At 71.8% G+C, this 16401-nt stretch carries 15 protein-coding genes; 3 read left to right on the top strand and 12 right to left on the bottom strand.

The window, feature by feature from the left end; translation table 11 throughout:
* Positions 1-57 precede the first annotated feature (57 nt).
* Entirely contained in the window at positions 58-855 is a 798-nt protein-coding gene (locus ACFHVL_RS10335) for an IclR family transcriptional regulator (protein ID WP_416627267.1), read from the top strand.
* Here ACFHVL_RS10335 and ACFHVL_RS10330 read toward each other — a convergent pair.
* From ACFHVL_RS10330 to ACFHVL_RS10320, 3 genes are read right to left on the bottom strand one after another with little or no spacing between them, the layout of a single operon-like run.
* Positions 852-1631 carry an IclR family transcriptional regulator gene (locus ACFHVL_RS10330; RefSeq protein WP_416627266.1) on the bottom strand — a complete coding sequence of 260 codons (780 nt, stop codon included), beginning with the start codon at positions 1629-1631 and terminating at the stop codon, positions 852-854. The genes ACFHVL_RS10335 and ACFHVL_RS10330 overlap by 4 nt on opposite strands.
* 31 nt (positions 1632-1662) lie before the next feature.
* Positions 1663-2073, bottom strand: a complete 411-nt coding sequence (locus ACFHVL_RS10325; protein WP_416627264.1) for a nuclear transport factor 2 family protein — start codon at positions 2071-2073, stop codon at positions 1663-1665.
* On the bottom strand, positions 2061-2510 hold the full coding sequence (locus tag ACFHVL_RS10320; protein ID WP_416627263.1) for a VOC family protein: 450 nt from the start codon (positions 2508-2510) through the stop codon (positions 2061-2063). The genes ACFHVL_RS10325 and ACFHVL_RS10320 overlap by 13 nt, the downstream gene beginning before the upstream one ends.
* A gap of 171 nt (positions 2511-2681) precedes the next feature.
* Between ACFHVL_RS10320 and ACFHVL_RS10315 the strand changes: the two genes are divergently transcribed.
* Positions 2682-3620 (top strand): aldo/keto reductase, encoded by a 939-nt coding sequence (locus ACFHVL_RS10315; RefSeq protein WP_416627261.1) that lies wholly within the window; start codon positions 2682-2684, stop codon positions 3618-3620.
* Between the two features lie 30 nt (positions 3621-3650).
* Here ACFHVL_RS10315 and ACFHVL_RS10310 read toward each other — a convergent pair whose 3' ends face one another.
* The 9 genes from ACFHVL_RS10310 to ACFHVL_RS10270 form a co-directional block, all read right to left on the bottom strand.
* The gene (locus tag ACFHVL_RS10310; protein WP_416627259.1) at positions 3651-4688 is read right to left on the bottom strand and encodes a sodium:calcium antiporter; all 1038 of its coding nucleotides are present in this window, start codon (positions 4686-4688) and stop codon (positions 3651-3653) included.
* A 191-nt stretch (positions 4689-4879) separates the two neighbouring features.
* Positions 4880-5794 (bottom strand): ABC transporter permease, encoded by a 915-nt coding sequence (locus ACFHVL_RS10305; RefSeq protein ID WP_416627258.1) that lies wholly within the window; start codon positions 5792-5794, stop codon positions 4880-4882.
* A complete protein-coding gene (locus ACFHVL_RS10300) occupies positions 5791-7020 on the bottom strand; it encodes an ABC transporter permease (protein ID WP_416627256.1) in 1230 nt (409 codons plus the stop codon). The genes ACFHVL_RS10305 and ACFHVL_RS10300 overlap by 4 nt, the downstream gene beginning before the upstream one ends.
* Positions 7020-8612: an ABC transporter ATP-binding protein gene (locus tag ACFHVL_RS10295; RefSeq protein WP_416627254.1), complete on the bottom strand. Its 1593-nt coding sequence runs from the start codon at positions 8610-8612 to the stop codon at positions 7020-7022. Before ACFHVL_RS10295 ends, ACFHVL_RS10300 begins: the two co-directional genes overlap by 1 nt.
* A gap of 56 nt (positions 8613-8668) precedes the next feature.
* Complete coding sequence (locus ACFHVL_RS10290) at positions 8669-9748, bottom strand: BMP family ABC transporter substrate-binding protein (protein ID WP_416627252.1); 1080 nt, start codon at positions 9746-9748, stop codon at positions 8669-8671.
* An 11-nt stretch (positions 9749-9759) separates the two neighbouring features.
* Positions 9760-11286 carry an amidohydrolase family protein gene (locus ACFHVL_RS10285; RefSeq protein ID WP_416627250.1) on the bottom strand — a complete coding sequence of 509 codons (1527 nt, stop codon included), beginning with the start codon at positions 11284-11286 and terminating at the stop codon, positions 9760-9762.
* On the bottom strand, positions 11283-12302 hold the full coding sequence (locus tag ACFHVL_RS10280; RefSeq protein ID WP_416627248.1) for a zinc-binding dehydrogenase: 1020 nt from the start codon (positions 12300-12302) through the stop codon (positions 11283-11285). The genes ACFHVL_RS10285 and ACFHVL_RS10280 overlap by 4 nt, the downstream gene beginning before the upstream one ends.
* A 167-nt stretch (positions 12303-12469) precedes the next feature.
* Positions 12470-13696, bottom strand: coding sequence for a PucR family transcriptional regulator (locus ACFHVL_RS10275; protein ID WP_416627246.1), 1227 nt, complete (start codon positions 13694-13696; stop codon positions 12470-12472).
* Positions 13693-15162: an aldehyde dehydrogenase family protein gene (locus tag ACFHVL_RS10270; protein WP_416627245.1), complete on the bottom strand. Its 1470-nt coding sequence runs from the start codon at positions 15160-15162 to the stop codon at positions 13693-13695. The genes ACFHVL_RS10275 and ACFHVL_RS10270 overlap by 4 nt, the downstream gene beginning before the upstream one ends.
* Positions 15163-15235: 73 nt before the next feature.
* On the opposite strand from ACFHVL_RS10270, the gene ACFHVL_RS10265 reads away from it, so the two are divergent.
* Positions 15236-16318, top strand: coding sequence for an NAD(P)-dependent alcohol dehydrogenase (locus ACFHVL_RS10265; RefSeq protein ID WP_416627243.1), 1083 nt, complete (start codon positions 15236-15238; stop codon positions 16316-16318).
* The last annotated feature ends 83 nt before the right edge of the window (positions 16319-16401 follow it).

Genomic DNA, 16401 nt, shown 5'->3' with positions numbered 1-16401 from the left:
GGTCCCGTATGCCATGATGCTGTCTCACTTCCCGCACATGCTCGGTTAGGAAGCCAGATGGCGGACGACAGCCTTCCGACCGCCGGGCCCAGCGCCCCAGCGGTCGAGCCCAGCGCGCCGGCGATCCAGACCGTGCAGCGCGCCGCGGTGATCCTCAACGCGTTCACCGCCGCCCGCCCCCGGCTGAGCCTCAACGAACTCACCGCCAGCCTCGGCACCAGCAAGGCCACCGCCCACCGCTACACGAAGGCGCTGCGGGAGAGCAACCTGCTGCGCTACGACGAACGTGAAGGTCTCTACTCCCTCGGCCCACAGATTCTCACCCTGTCCGCCGCCGCCCGCGCCGCCATGCCGGTGATCAGCATCGCCGGCCCGCACATGCAGCAGTTGGTCCGCGAGGTCGACGAAACCGTGGTACTCAGCGTCTGGGACGGCGACACCGCGGTCGTGGTCCGCGCCGACGACAACACCGACCGGGTGATCCGGGTCAGCGTGCGCACCGGCTCCCGACTCTCCCGCACCGAATCCGCCCAGGGCCGGGTCTTCTGCGCCTTCCTGCCGGAACAGGACGTTCCCGGGCTCGCCGCCGACCTGGCCGCCTCGGCCGAACTACGCCACGAGATCGACAAGATCCGCCGGACCGGGATCTCCGCCAACACCCCGTCGGTCAACGGGGTCCGTAGCATCGCCGCACCGATCTTCCGAGGTCAGACGCTGATCGCCGCGATGGCGATCGTCGGCACCACCACCTCGGTACCGGAGGGTACGGACAGCCCGCTCGCCAGCGCCCTGCAACGCGCCGCCGGCGTGGTCACCGCCGAGCTGGGCAGCGTCACCGGCAACCCCCGGCGCTAGCCGGCGATCGCGCCGAGCGCCTCGGACAACTCGTCGGACAGCTGCCGCAGCGTCCGCGCCGCGGTCGCCTCCGCCGCGCCGGCCAGCGCCACACTGGTGCCGAGCACCGCCAGGGCGGCCACCACCTGGGTACGTTCGAACACCGGGGCGGCGATCACCCGTACCCCGAAATCCTCCGGTGAGTTGACCGCGACGCCGTCGCGGCGGACCTGCTCGGCCACCTCGCGCAACGCGGCGGACAACCGCAGCTGACGGGCCACCACCGGGCTCTCGCCCGGCGCCAGGAAGGCGCAGAACACCCGGCCCTGCGCCGAACGGGTCAGGTCCAGTGGCGAGCCGGTACGGACACTGAGCCGCACGTCGCCTCTGGTGTTGTCCATGCAGCGGACCACCGTCGGCGCCTCGCCGTTCCAGACGCTGAGCACCGAGGTCAGGCTCGTCAGCCGGGTCAGCCGGTCCAGGAACGGCTCGGCGACCGTGACGATCGGCAGTGCTGCCCGGGCCGCCGCCTCCATCGCCAGGATCTGCGGCCCGAGCGTGTAGGTGGCGGTGACGACGTCGAAACGCAACAGGTTCGCGGCGCGCAGCGCCCGGGCGTACCGGTGCGCGGTGGCCCGGCTGATCGCCAGGTCGGCGGTGAGCTCGGCGAGGGTGAGCCGGGGCCGCTCGACGGTGAACGCCTGCAGGATAGTCGCGGCGCGCTGCACCGTCTGGATGGCCGGCCCCTCGCCGGTCACCTCGTCGGTCGCGCTCGCCGGTCGACCCGTGACCACCACAGCGCCACTCTACCCACCAGCCGCCGGCGGTTCAGCCACCGGCGGAGAGCTGGCGGTGCACCTCGGCACTGTCCCAGTAGTCGACCCGGTGGGCGATCAGTCCGTCGGCGTCCACCCGGAAGCGGAACATGCCGCGGATGCGCACCGGTGCCTTGCCCGCCGACACCAGACGGAACGACATCCGGTACGCCACCGCCGCCCGGTCACCGTCGACCAGCAACTCCTCGACCTCGTAGCGCAGGTCGGCGAATTCGGCCAGAAAACCGTCCAGCCGGGCCCGGTATGCGGCCCGGCCGGTGACGGTCCGACCCAACGCGGCGGTGTGCTCGTTGACGAACCCGACGCTGACGCACCCGGCGACCGCGTCGGCGTCCCGGGCGTTCAGCGCGGCCAGATAGCGCAGCACCGCCTCGCGGGTGTGCTGGCCGGTCAGCTCCCCCACAGCCGCCGTACGGTGTCGAACACCTGCTGGTCGTGGGAGATCTCGATGACGTTGCCGTCCGGGTCCTTCAGCGCGCAGATGTAGCCGACCGGCGGCGGCATCTGCCGCGGCTCCCAGTGCAGGCAGCCCAGCTCCCGGGCACGGGCGGCGATCTCGTCGACGTCGGCGCGGTTCGGCACCTCGATGCCGATGTGCGCGAACGGGTGCAGCAGCCCGAGCTGGCCACCCTTGTCCTTGTTGAACGAGACCAGCACCAGCACGAACGGCGTCTCGACCTGCTTGTCGTTGGAGAGCCAGACGCTCTCGCCGTCGGCGTCGGAGAACCGCTCGACCACCACCAGCGGGGTGAGCGCGGTGTAGAACGAGATGGCCTTGTCGAGGTCGCCGGTGGGCAGTGCCACGTGCGTCCATCGGGCGTGGGTCAGGCCGGTCGCCACAGGAACCTCCAGTTGCCGAAAAGTCTGTACTACCGCGTCTACCAGGCTATTCAGCACGGTACCGAGCGACCATGTGCCGGGGACACAAACCGGGAGGCAGTGCTTCGATCCGGTAGACCGGTGCCCCCGGCCGACGCCCGTGCCAGCGTGGTCGGCACACGTTCGGGGGGTTTGTATGCGTGCCACCGGATCGTCGACGAGGCACTCGACGCCGGGGTCAACTTCGTCGACGTGGCCGACGTGTACGCGCACGGCGAGTCCGAGGAGATCCTCGGTCGGGCGCTGCGCGGTCGCCGTGACGACGTGGTGCTGGCCACCAAGTTCCACGAGCCGATGGGCGACGACCGCAACCGACGCGGCAACTCACGGCGCTGGATCCGCCAGGCCGTCGAAGGCAGCCTGCGCCGGCTCGGCACCGACCGGATCGACCTCTACCAGGTGCACCGGCCGGAACCGGACACCGACATCGACGAGACCCTGGGCGCCCTGTCCGACCTGGTACGCGAGGGCAAGGTGCTGATGATCGGCAGTTCGGCCTTCCCGGCTGAGGAGATCGTCGAGGCGCAGTGGGTGGCGCGGCGGCGGCAACGGGAGCGGTTCACCACCGAGCAGCTGCCGTACTCGATCATGGCTCGTGGGGTGGAGGCCGGGGTGCTGCCGACCTGCCAACGGCACCGGCTCGGCGTGCTCGCCTTCAGCCCGCTCAACGGTGGCTGGTTGACCGGCAAGTACCGCTCCACGGACGCGCCGGACGACTCGCGGGCCGGACGCAACGGCGACCACTTCGACTTCCGCGACGCTGCCCACCGGCAGCGCAAACTCGACATCGTCGGCGAGTTGGCCAAGCTGGCGGCGCAGGCCGACCGCACCCTGATCGAGCTCGCGCTGGGCTTCGTACTCAGCCACCCGGCCGTCACCAGCGCGATCATCGGACCGCGTACGCTGCCGCAGCTGCGCAGCCAGCTCGGCGCCGGGGACCTGGCGACGCTGCCGAACGAGGTGCTGGACCGCATCGACAAGTTGGTGCCGCCGGGGAGCTACGTCAACCCGGCCGACGCCGGCTTCCAGCCGCCGGCGCTGACCGACCCGGCATTGCGCCGCCGGCGCTGACCGGCACCGCCCGGACACCGGCCCGCCGCCTCACGCCGCGCGGACCAGCAGCACCACCACAGTGGCGAGATAGATCAACGGGATGGCGACGCCCTCGAATCCGACCCCCCGGCGTTCCCGCATGAGCAGGCCGGCGGCAAGGGTGGCCGTCATCAGGGTCGTCGTCCCGGCCAGGACAAGGCCGGCCGAGGCGGCGTCGGTGTAGATCGACCCTGGCCGGTACGTCGCGTCAGCGAGGAAGATCATCAGTGCGTCGAAGGCGTTCCCGCCGAGAATATTGCCGATGCCGAGGGTCAGCGCGCCGATGCGCACCGCCGCGATCAGGGTGACCAGTTCCGGCAGTGAGGTGATCGCGGTGGTGACGGTGAAGCCGACGAAGCCGCTGGGCAGCCCGGTCGCCGCGATCACTCCGAGTCCACCCTGTCCGATGAGGTACCCGGTGCCGCCGACCACAACGGCGAGCGCGGCCAACCGCAGCCACAGCCGGCGGGTGCTCGGCCCGCCCGCGGCTTCGCCGTTGGCATCGTCCGGCACGTCCTGCCGGGTGTCGGAGGTCTGCTCGGCCCGCCACATCGGGCCCTCCCGTACCCGGCGCACCAGGTACAGCCCGTACAGGTAGAGCACCGGGATCAGCAGGCTCGCCGGATGCACCCAGCCGATGGTGAGCGCGGGGGTGGCGTAGGCGACGACCGGTAGGCAGAGCAGCGACACCAGTACCAACGCCTGCATGATGTTCTCCAGCGAGGCGGCGGCGTGCTCGATGTTGGACCGCCGGTAGAGCAGGTCGGCGATGGCCAGCCAAACCGTCTGTACGGCGATTCCGCCGATCGGGTTGGCGATGGCGAACTGGGCGTCGCCCTGCCATGCGCCGAGCACGGTGGTAGCGATGCCGGGCAGCGAGGTCACTCCGCCGAGCAGCAGTGCACCGGCGACCGCTTCGCCCATCCCGGTCCGGTCCGCGAGGGTGTCGGCGGTCGTGGCCAGCGCCTTGCCGACGAAGACGATGATGAGCAGCGCCACCGCCAACGCGCCGACGCTCGGCCCAAGTGACCAGGTCGTCCCAGTCACCGCCGCTCCCCACGCCTCGGGGTGCAGCGTGCCGTCGGTCGGCGGGACGGGGTCGTCTTCGGCTGTTCGGCTCCCATGCCAAGCTCGCTACCCGATCACATTCCCGCCGAACCATCGCCGAACCGGGCGACGGCCGCCGCCGACCCGGGCGACGTCTCCGGTGGTTTACCGGGGGTGTCGCCCGTCCGGTCTCAGGTGGTGCCGCGTTGGAAGGGTTGAGCCAGGGCTCTGGGTTCTCGGTGGGCGGTGGCGAAGATCAGCATGGCGAGCAGGGCGAGCAGGTACGGCGCGGCGATCAGCAACTGCGAGTTGACGGTGACGCCCAGCGACGGAAGGGCCAGCCGCATCGCGTCGGCCAGACCGAAGACGGCACAGCCGATCATCGTACGGCCGAGTCGCCAGGCGCCGAAGATCACCGCCGCGATCACCAGGTAGCCCCGGCCGGCGGTCATGTTCTGGTTGAACGAACCGACCTCGCCGACCGCGAGGTACGCCCCACCGAGTCCGGCGAGCAGCCCGCAGAACAGCAACGCCTGCCGCCTGCGATGGTTGACCTTGATCCCGCTCACGTCGGCGGCCTGTGGGTTCTCGCCGACCGCCCGCAACTCCAGACCCCACCGGCTGCGCTCCACCAGCCACCAGGTCAACGGGATCGCGATCAGCAGCAGGTACGCCGGCCATCGCTGGACGAACAGCACCGGCCCGATGACCGGGATGTCCCGCAGCACCGGGATGTCCACCCGCCCCACCTGGTGGCCGGTGAACGTGCTGATCGTGATCAGGTAGCTGGTGAGCCCCAGGACGAGCGCATTGAGCACCAGGCCGACGACGAAGGTGTTGATCTGCGCGCGGTGCGACAGGTTGGCGTGCACCACCGCGATCAGCACGCCGATCAGGGCACCCGCGGCCAGCCCGACGGTGGCGCTGCCGGTCGCGCTGGCGACGGCGATCGAGCCGAACGCGGCACCGAGCATCATCGCCTCGACCGAAATGTTGAGCGTGCCGGCGCGTTGGGCGACGTACTCGCCGCAGGCGGCGAAGGCGAGCGGGATGGTCAGCCGCGCTCCGCTGGACAGGATGGTGGCGATGTTGTCGGCGGCGCTCATGCCAGCCTTCCTTCCATGGCGTTCTTGTCGCTGCCCGGTACGGACGGATCCGTCGCTGGCGTGACAGGGGTGGGCATTCCGGCGGCCGGCGGGGGTGTGCCGGCGGTCTGCGTACCGGCCCGGCGCCGACGCCGCATGGCGATCACCACCGGCGGTGCCACGAACGCGAGCACCAGCAGTGCCTTCACCACGTCGACCAGGAACGACGGCACGCCGGTCGCGGCCAGGAAACTGCCGCCGGCGCGCAGCACCCCGAACAGCACCGCGACCGGGATGGCCAGCAGCGGATTGTTGCGGGCGACCAGGGCGACCAGCAGACCGTCCCAGCCGATGTTCAGTGACATGCCGGGTTGCAGCCGGTGGCTGCCGACCGGGCTGGTCAACAGCATCGCGCCGGCGAGGCCGGCAAAAGCGCCGGAGGTGGCCAGCGCCATGCCACCGAGGGCCCCGACCCGTACGCCGGCGTGCTTGGCGGTGACCGGGTTGAGGCCGAGCATCTTCAGTCGGAAACCCCATCGGGTACGGGTCATCGCGAGGCTGAGCGCGACCGCGAGCAGGACCGCCAGGATCAGCCCACCGTTGATCTGCAGGTTCGGGTAGTCGCCGAAGGAGCCAAGCCGGCCGCCCTCGGGCAGCGGGTTGGACTGCGGCGAGACGACGCCGGTGCCCAGCCGGGACTCCTGCAGCAGCCACGGGGTGTTGACCGCGAACGACACCAACTGCTGGGCCAGGAAGGTCATCAGCAACGTGCTGACCACGACGTTGACGCCCCGGAAGCGGTACATGAGCGCGCTCAGCCCGGCCCAACCGCCGGAGGCGAGCAGCGCGGCGAGCAGGACGACGACCACCAGCAGCGGGCCGGGCAGTGCGAGCCGCAGCCCGACCCAGGCGCCGGCCAACGCGCCGATCAGCACCTGGCCCTCCTGGCCGATGTTGAAGAAGCCGGAACGGGCGCTGACGCAGGCGCCGACCGCCACCAGCAGCAGCGGCGCGACATACAGCAGCGAGTTGCTCCACGCCGCCGGGGTGGCCACGCTGCCCCGGTAGAGGGCCTGCACCGAGGCGGACGGGGAACCACCGGTGACGGCGATCAACAGGGCGGACAGGCCGAGGGCGGCGGCGACGGTGGCCACTGTCGCCGCGGCCACCTGCCAGCCGCCGACGCCGGGGTTGAGCCGGGCCAGCAGCCGCCGGCCGGCCGCGTCACCTCCGTTCGGCGGTGTCATCAGTTGCTCACCCCGCCGACCAGCATGCCGAGGCGTTCGGCGGTGGCTTCCTCGGTGGTGAGCACCCCGACGATCCGGCCGCAGGAGATCACCGCGATCCGGTTCGCCAGCGTCATCACCTCCTCCAGTTCGGTGGAGATCAGCAACACCGCCACCCCTTCCGCCGCGACGGCGCGTAGCCGCACGTACATGTCTTCGATGGCGCCGACGTCCAGGCCGTGGGTCGGCTGGGCGGCGACCAGGACCTTCGGGTCGGCGGACAACTCCCGGGCCAGTACGACCCGTTGCTGGTTGCCACCGGAGAGGCTGCGGACCGGTGTGTCCGGCGACGGCGCGATGATGTTGTACTCCGTCATCCGTTGCCGGGCCACCTGGTGCATCCGTCGCCGGTTGAGCACCCCACCGGCACCGGAGACGCTGGTCAGGGATTTCATCGCCAGGTTCTCGGCGATGGTCATGTCGAGCACCACGCCGGAACGGTGCCGGTCCTCGGGCACGATGCCGAGACCGGCGTCGTGCAGTGCGCCGGGCTTGGCCAGATCGACCGGTTCGCCGGCGAGTTCGACGCTGCCCGAGTCGGGCACCACCAGCCCGGAGAGCAGGTCACCGAGGGTGGCTTGGCCGTTGCCCTCGACGCCGTACAGGCCGACGATCTCGCCGGGTGCCACGTCCAGGCTCAGCGTGTCGAGGATCGCCAGGTCGCCGAGGAGCACGGTGACGTCACGCAGCCTCAGTGCCGGGCCCGCCGCTGGTTCGACGACGGACGGGGCCACCGCCGCCGGCACGGCGGTGGCTTCGTCGGCGACTGCCGGGCCTTCGACGGGCAGCAGGCCGAGCGCGGCGCTCTCGGCCCGCAGCGACACCTCCCGGCCGACCATCTGCCGGGCCAGCAACTGCGGGGTGGTCTCGGCGGTCGGGCCGTGGAAGACGACTGCGCCGCGTCGCAACACGGTGACCCGGTCGGTGGCGGCGACGATCTCAGCCAGTTTGTGGCTGATCAGGATGACCGCGCGGTTCTCCGCCTGCACCACCCGGCGCAGCACGGTGAACAGTTCGGCCGACTCGGCCTGGGTCAGTACCGAGGTCGGTTCGTCCAGGATGAGCACGGACGGGTCCCGGCGCAGACATTTGATCAACTCGACCCGTTGCCGTTCACCGGCGGAGAGCCGGTCCACCCGGGCCAGCGGGTCGATCGGCAGACCGTACCGCTTGGCGACCTGCTCCACCTGGGCGCAGGCCGCTGCCCGGTCGACCCGGCCGGTGTCGCCCAGGATGACGTTCTCCCAGACGGCGAGCGGTTCGATCAGGCTGAAGTGCTGGTGCACCATGCCGAGTCCGAGATCGGCGGCGACCTGTGGGGTGTCGATCTCGACCGGGCGGCCGTCGCGCAGAACGGTCCCGGTGTCCCGGTGCACCAGCCCGAGCAGAATCTTCATCAGAGTCGACTTGCCGGCCCCGTTCTCGCCGAGGAGGCCGTGGATCTCACCGGGTCGTACGGTGAGATCCACGGCGTCGCAGGCGACGACCGGACCGTAGCGCTTACTCACTCCGCGCAGGGTGAGCGCCGGCGCCTGCTGGCCGTCGGTGTCCACAGTCCGTTCCACCTCGTTGTCGGTCAGTCAGCGAATCAGGGTGTCACGGTGGGCGGTCAGTTGCCCAGGCGCTCCACCTCGGCAGCGGTGTCGATCGAGCCGCTCGCCACGTCGGCGACGAACGCGTCCATCTTCTCGGTCTGCTCCGGGGTCGCGTCGCAGATCTTGATGGCCGGGTACGGGTCCACGCCGATCTGCCACACCTTGGTGGTGCCCATCTCCAACTCGCCGTCGGCGAACAGGGTCAGCGCGGCGGCGAAGTAGGCACCCGGGTCGAAGATGACCGAGATGTCGAAGGTCGGAGCGGTGGAGGAACACCGGTCGGTGCCCGGGGTGAGGGTGAGCGCCCCGCCTTCGTTGGCGAGCTCCGTGGCGGCGTCGGTGGCCCCGCCCAGGTACGGATAGACCACGGCGACGCCCTGGCTAATCTGCGCCTGCACGGCCTCCCTGGCCAGTGCCGAGTCGTTGAAGTCACCGGTGTATGTGATCACCAGCTCGGCCTCGGGGACCACCATCCGGATGCCGGCCTTGAACGCCCGCGCGGCGTTGATCGCGAAGTCGACCTCCAGACCGGTGACGAACCCGGCCTTGGTGTCGCCGTCGGACTCCATCAGCAGCCCGGCGGCGTAGCCGGCGGCGAGCATGCTCTGGTTCGGGTCGTCGCTGGAGATGACGATCTGCGGGGTCTGTGGGATGTTCTCCGACGACGGCACGTACCAGGCGACGTTCTCGCAGGCCGGCTCCTCGGACGCGGGGATGGCGTCCTTGAGTTCGGAGGCGCCGAGGGCGACCATGTCCACACCCTGCTGGCACAGGGCCCGGGCGGCGCTGAGCGCCTCGGTGGGCGGCACCGAGCCGCGCTTGATGACCTCCCAGCCCTCCTCGGTGGCGAACCGCTCCGCTTCGGCGACGAAGCTCTCGTAGTAGCCGTTGTCGTTGATGTCCCCGGGGCTGAGCACCCCGATCAGCACCTTGCCGTCGCCGTTGACGTCCGGCTGGCCGGCGATGACGGTGCCGCCGTCCTCGGAGCCGGCCGGGGCCGGCGCGGTGGCGTCGTTGTCGGCACAGCCGACCAGGGCCAGGCTGACGGCGCCGGCGAGCAACGCCGCCGCACCCTTACGGATCCTTATTGTCACTGCGGTTCCTCTCACTGTGGGGGCGTCGCACCGGCCGGGCCGGTCCGGTGCGCGCGGTACTCGGTCGCCGGCACGGCAGGCCAGCGATGCGGGATGTCGATGCCGGCTCGGCGCAGCAGGTCCGCGCGGCGCCGCATGGCCTCGGTACGCAGGGCGTCGACGTCGACGCCGGTGATCCGGCGATCCCGGATCACCGGCCGGCCGTCGACCAGTACGTCCCGTACGGTGTGGCTGGCCGCGCCCCAGACGAGCTGGGTGGCCAGGTCACCGCCCGGGGTCCACGCGACGGTGCGGGTGTCCAACACGACCAGGTCGGCCGCTTTGCCGACCTCGATCGAGCCGGTCAGCTGCCCGAGCCCGACGGCGGTGGCGCCGTCGATGGTGGCCAGGGCGAAGACCTCGTCGGCGCGCAGCGGGTCGACCGCGCCCCGGTCCCGGTCCAGGCCAGCGAAGAGCCGGGCGGCCTGCCACACGTCCGGGACGTCGCCGGCGTTGTGCGAGTCGCAGCCCAGTGCCAGCCGGCCGCCAGCGCGCAGCAGTTCGGTGTGCCGGCCGGCCCGGGTGAAGCCCTGCCCGAGCCGCAGGTAGGCGCCGGGGCAGGAGGCGACGGCGGCGCCGCTGGCGGCGAGGACGTCGAGTTCGTCATCGTCGAGCCAGACGGCGTGACCGAGCAGCAGGCGGGGGCCCAGCACCCCGAGGTCGCGCAGGTGCAGCACCGGACGGGGTCGCCCGGCGACAGCGTACGCGGCCGGGTCGTCGGCGCTGGGCGACAGGTGCCAGGTCATCGGCACGTCGAGCCGCTCGGCCAATTCGGCGGCGCCGGTGAACAGTTCGTCGCTGACCAGGTCGTGGCCGACCAGGGTGATCCAGCCGGTGACCAGCGGGTCGCCGGCCAGGGCGGTGACCGTCTCGGCCTGGGCGGCGAGGGTGTCGGCGGCCGGCATCGCGTACGGGGCGTCCGGGGTGTCCCAGCCCCAGCGACCGACCCGGCCGCGGATGCCCGCGGTCCGCAGCCCGGCGGCCACCCGCAGTGGGTGGGCGACGGTACCCGGCTCCAGCAGCGTGGTGACGCCGTAGCTGAGTGCCTCGACCGCGGTGAGGGTGGCGGACAGTTCGTCGTCGTCGCCGGTGACGGCGGCGTGCAGCGGCACGATCCAGTCGAAGATGGCCTGCTGGGCGGGGACGTGGTCGGGGATGCTGCTGCGGATCAGCGGGTCGGCGGTGGTGTGCTGGTGGGCGTCGATCAGGCCGGGGACGACCAGGCAGCCGGCGGCGTCGAGCTCCGGGGGGTGCCGGTACGCCACCCGCAACGCGCCGGCCGGGCCGATGTCGGCGATCCGGCCGTCGACGATGGCGATCGCCCCGCCGGTGACGACTTCCCGGCCGGGGGCCATCGTGACGATGTCGGCGTCGACGATCAGCAGGTCGGCCGAGCCGCCACCGGCACCGGTGCCGGCGCCGGCGCCGGCGCCGGTACCACCGCCGGGGACGTGGCCGGCGGTGGTCGGGTGCGGAGTCTGGGTCTGGGTGCGGTTCATGGTCGGATCAGAATCTTGCCGACGAGGTCACCGGACTCCTGCCGGGCGTACGCCTCGGCCAGGTCGGCGAGCGGGTATTCGGCGGCCCGGACAACCCGCAGGTCGCTGGTGAAGAAGGTGTCGAGCATCGCGGCGAAGTCGGCCGGGGCGTAGGCACCGGCGCCGAGCAGCCGCAGGCCCTGGTGGTAGAGGTGGGCCAGCGACAGGGTGACCTGGTCGCCGCTGGTGTTGCCGAGCAGCACCAGCCGACCGCCGGTGCGCAGGCTGCCGAGTGAGCTGTTCCAGGTGGCCGTGCCGACGTGGTCGAGCACTAGGTCGACGCCGTGGCCGTCGGTGTGGTCCCGGACCGCGTCGGCGGTCCGGTCGTCGAGGTCGAGCACGGTGTCGGCACCGAGGTCGGTGGCCGCGGCCCGCTTGGCTTGCGTCCGGGCGACCGCGATGACCTGGGCGCCGGCCCGGCGGGCGAGTTGGATGGCGGCGACACTGACCGCGCTGGTGGCGGCCTGGATCAGCACCGCTTCGCCGGAGCGCAGTTGCCCGACCCGGTGCAGTGCGTGCCAGGCGACCGCCCACGCGGTGGGCAGGGCGGCGGCGTCGGCCAGGTCGACGTGGTCGGGGACCCGGTGCGTCACGGCAGCCGGTACGGCGACGTACTCGGCGAAGCCACCGGGCCGGTTGCCGCCGACCACCTGCAGGGCGGCACAGTAGCCGGGGTTGCCGCTGGTGCAGGTGCCGCAGTGCCCGCAGCCGATGGTGGGGTCGACGACGACGCGGTCGCCGATCCGCAGTGTGCTGACCCCGGAGCCGGTGGCGACGACCCGGCCGGCGACGTCCATACCGCCGATGTGCGGTAGCGCGAAGCCCGGGAGCAGCCCGGGGCCACGGCGCTGCAGCAGGTCGAGCCGGTTGAGGGTGGCGGTGTCGACGGCGATGACGGCGTCGACCGGGCCGGGTTCCGGGTCGGGCAGGTCGTGCGGGTGCACGACCTCGGGCCCGCCGAACCCGGTCTGGACCATCGCTCGCACAGTACCCTCCAACGGTCTACCAAACGATATGGCGTCTTGCATTGTGATTCAGGTTGCTTAGCGACGTACTTTGCCTGCGGGCCGGCGGCCTGTCAACGCCTCGACCGAAACTGGCTCAGCGACGTAACGTGCCCGTGACACGCGCTATCGACCTGCGGTTACTCGACGTCGGGCGTGGTGATCAGCAGCTCCCGGGCGACCAGCGCGGCGCGCAGCACAGCGGCGGTCGGCGGATCGAGCGGATCCACCCCCAGCAGTCGCTTGATCAACCCCACCCGGTAGCCGACCGAGTTACGGTGCAGATGCAGCTGCTCACTGACAGCTTGCCTGCTTCCACCACTGGCCAGCCAGTGATCCAGCGTGCGCAACAGGTCGTCCCGTTCGGCGATCGGCCCCAGATGCCGGTCCACGTACCAGCGCAGCCGCTCGTCCGGCACCGCCAGCAGCACCTGGGCCAGGCCGGACCGGTCGAACGGCAGCTCGGCGCGGGCCGGGCCGGCCGGCAACCCCGGCGGCCCGTACGGGTGGTGCAGCAGCAACCGCAGCAGCCGCCGAGCGTCCCGGAACGAGTCCGACGTCGCAGCCGGACCGGTGACCGACCGGCCGCAGGTGACCAGCACCTGACCGGCGCCGACGATCTGCTCCAACCGGCCGCGTAGCCGGGCCACCTCACGCTGCGCGTCGCCCTGCAGCAGCGTCCAGCCCTGCCAGCCGTCGGCCAGCACCGGGCGGTCCAGCCAGGTCGTCGCCGACGCCCAGCGCCGGTGCTGTGCGCCGGTGTAGCCGAGCGCCACCCCCACGTGCGGCTGGTTCAGCCGCCACCCGTGCCCCGCGGCGGCCCGCACCAGATCGGCCTGCCCGGCCGCCGACGCGACTCCGGTGCCGTCGCGCAGCGCCCGCAGCACCGCGTCGGCACCCACCGGCGCCGGCGGCTGCGGCGGTTCACGGCGTACCGCCTCGATCAACAACGCGGTGACCGCGGCCCGGCCGTAGTCGAGTTGCCCGGCGCCAACCGGCTCGGCCAGCAGCAGTACGCCGAGCCGGCGGCTGCCGGCGCCGACCGGCACCGACCGGCCGGTCCAGCCGTCGGCGCAGCGGACCCGCTCGGCGCACAGTTCGGCCGCCGACGCACCCCGGGCTCCCGACACGCCATCCGGCCGGTCACCGGAACCACTGGCGTCGCTGCTGGCGAGGAGCTCGCCGGTCTGGGCGAGCAGTCGGGCACCGGTGCCGGTGACCTCGGCCAACCGGGCCAGCAGCACCGGCCAGCCGGCCCCGTCGAAGGCGAGGTCGGTCAGCCACCGGGCGAGCTGGTCCGGGGTCGGCTCGGTGGCGACCGTCAGCCGGGGCCGGGCCGACACCGGGCGTTCGGCCGGCCCGGTCACGTCGGCGATCGATCGAGCAGTCGGACCGCGACGGCCTTCTCCTGGGTGTACTCGCGCAGCGCCGCGTACCCGCCGCCACGGCTGAACCCGCTCTCCTTCTGCATGTTGAACGGGAAGCCGATCACCCCGGCGTCGTGGAACTGGTTGACCGTCACCTGCCCGCTGCGGGCCTGACCGGCCAGGCGCAGCGCCCGGGACACGTCACTGGTCCAGATGCAGGTGAGCAGGCCGAAGTTGGTGTCGTTCATGATCGCCACCGCCTCGTCGGTGCCCCGGAAGCCCTGCACCGCGAGGACCGGGCCGAAGACCTCCTCGCGGGCCAGTCGCATCCCGGGGTCGACCCCGTCGAAGACGGTCGGCGCGACGTACCAGCCGGCACCGAAGCTCGCGGTGGCCGGCTCACCGCCGGTGACCAGCCGGGCCCCGGCGGCCGGCGCCTCGGTCAGGAAGCCCCGGACCCGCTCGTACTGGACCTGACTGACCAGTGGCCCCATGTCCAGGTCCTGATCCCAGGAACCGACCCGGATCTGCGCCATCGCGGCGGCGACCCGCTCGACGACCTCGGACCGGATCGACTCCTCCACGACCAGCCGGGAGCCGGCGTAGCAGTTCTGCCCGGCGTTCTCGGTGATCGAGGCGACGATCGCCGGGATCGCGGTGTCCAGGTCGGCGTCGGCGAAGAGCACGTTCGGTGACTTGCCGCCCAGCTCCAACTTGACCGGGACCAGGTGCTCGGCGGCGGCCCGCATCACCGCCCGGCCGGTGACGGTGGAGCCGACGAAGCTGATGTGGTCGATGTCGGGGTGGCCGGTGAGCGCCACGCCGGCTTCCGGTCCGAGCCCGGTGACCACGTTGAGCACCCCCGGCGGCAGGCCGGCCCGCCGGCCCAGCTCGGCCAGGGCGAACGGGGCGAGCGGTGCGATCTCCGACGGCTTGAGCACCACGGTGTTGCCCGCGGCCAGGGCCGGGGCGACGTTCGCGGCGGTGAGCACGGCCGGCACGTTCCACGGGATCACCACCGCGCAGACGCCGTACGGCTCGGGCTGGGTGTAGCCGAAGTAGTCCGAGGTACGGGTGGGCAGCGTGACGCCGGTGAGCTTGTCGGCGGCTCCGGCGAAATATTCGACGATGCCGTGCGCGATGTACATGTTGAGCCGGCCACCGGAGCGGGGTTTCCCCACGTCACGGGCCTCGTACCCGGCGAGGTCCTCGACGTGGGCGGCGATCAGGTCGGCCCAGCGGCGCAGCGTCGCGCCACGTTCGCTCGGTGAGGTGGCCGCCCAGGCCGGGGCGGCCCGGCGGGCGGCGGCGACGGCCCGGTCCACGTCGGCGGCGCGGGCCCGGGCGACCGGTTGGATGACGGCCCGGGTCGCCGGGTCCAGCACCGGTAGTTCACCACCGTCGGCGGCAGCCTCCCAGGCACCGTCGATCAGCTGGCGGGCAGCGGGAATGTCCAGGTCAGCCATGGTGGAATCCTTGACCCTCCATGTTCCGCATGTCAAGATGCAGTCTCGCTTTGTGAGTCACTGGGGAGGGTGTGTGCGCGTCACGGCGGCGGTTCTGGACAACGCGGGTGGTCCGTTCACCCTGCAGGAGATCGAGCTGGCCGAGCCCGGCCCGGACGAGGTGCTGGTCCGCGTACACAGCGTCGGCATCTGCGGCACGGACCTGGAGTTCGCCAACTTCTTCCCCACCCCGGCCGTCCTCGGCCACGAGGGCAGCGGAGTGGTCGAACAGGTCGGCGACCGGGTCACCGGCGTCTCGGCCGGCGATCACGTGGCGATGAGTTTCACCTCGTGCGGCACCTGTTCACTCTGCCTGACCGGCAGCCCGGCGTACTGCCGAAGCTTCGACGCGGTCAACTTCACCGGCCGGCGCCCGGACGGCAGCAGCGCGCTGTCGCGCGACGGCGAACCGGTCAACGGGCACTTTCTCGGCCAGTCGTCGTTCGCCAGCCACGTCGTCGCCCCGGCCCGCGCCGTGGTGCCGATCAGCAAGGAGATCGACCTGCGGGTGGTCGGACCGTTCGGCTGTGGATTCGGCACCGGAGCCGGTGCGGTGCTCAACGTGCTGCGGCCGCCGGTCGGCTCGTCGATCGTGATCTTCGGCGCCGGCGCGGTCGGTGTCGCGGCGGTCCTCGCCGCCGGGGTCGCCGGCTGCACCACGATCGCCGCCGTCGACGTCAACGTCGACAAGCTCGACACCGCCCGGCTGCTCGGCGCCACCCACGGCGTCGACTCACGTGCCGGCGACGCCAAGGAACTGCTCGCCGCGATCGCCCCGCACGGCTTCGACTTCGCCATCGACGCCACCGGGCGCGAGGAGGTGCTGCGGACCGCGGTCGAGGCGCTCGGCCCACTGGGCCGCTGCGGCGTGGTCGGCGTCGGCCCGAGCGAGCAGATGAGCTTCGACTGGCGCAGCATCCTCAACGGGCGCAGCGTCACCGGCATCATCGGCGGCGCCAGCCTGCCCCAGGTGTTCCTGCCCAAGCTGCTCGATCTGCACACCGCCGGCCGGTTCCCGGTCGACAGGCTGCTCAGCTACCACCCGTTCGAGCAGATCAACGAGGCGGTGGCGGCGGTACGCGGCGGTACGGTGGGCAAGGCCGTACTGACCTTCTGACCATCCCAGGTATCCCTGAGCGAAACGTTGTCTCGCAATGTGAACGGGATTACTCTCGGCTCCAGACACCCAGTGGCGCGGCT

Origin of the sequence: Micromonospora sp. LOL_023 (assembly GCF_048060115.1) — a bacterium.
GTDB lineage: Bacteria > Actinomycetota > Actinomycetes > Mycobacteriales > Micromonosporaceae > Micromonospora_E.
The sequence above is the reverse complement of the archived record's forward strand: the minus strand, read 5'-3'. Positions and strand labels throughout refer to the sequence as shown.

What these genes read in the sequence shown, in the direction of transcription:
- ACFHVL_RS10335 (WP_416627267.1), top strand. Translation starts at nt 58, where the DNA reads ATGGCGGACGACAGCCTTCCGACCGCCGGGCCCAGCGCCCCAGCGGTC.
- ACFHVL_RS10305 (WP_416627258.1), bottom strand. Translation starts at nt 5,794, where the DNA reads ATGAGCGCCGCCGACAACATCGCCACCATCCTGTCCAGCGGAGCGCGG.
- ACFHVL_RS10300 (WP_416627256.1), bottom strand. Translation starts at nt 7,020, where the DNA reads ATGACACCGCCGAACGGAGGTGACGCGGCCGGCCGGCGGCTGCTGGCC.
- ACFHVL_RS10285 (WP_416627250.1), bottom strand. Translation starts at nt 11,286, where the DNA reads ATGAACCGCACCCAGACCCAGACTCCGCACCCGACCACCGCCGGCCAC.
- ACFHVL_RS10280 (WP_416627248.1), bottom strand. Translation starts at nt 12,302, where the DNA reads ATGGTCCAGACCGGGTTCGGCGGGCCCGAGGTCGTGCACCCGCACGAC.
- ACFHVL_RS10270 (WP_416627245.1), bottom strand. Translation starts at nt 15,162, where the DNA reads ATGGCTGACCTGGACATTCCCGCTGCCCGCCAGCTGATCGACGGTGCC.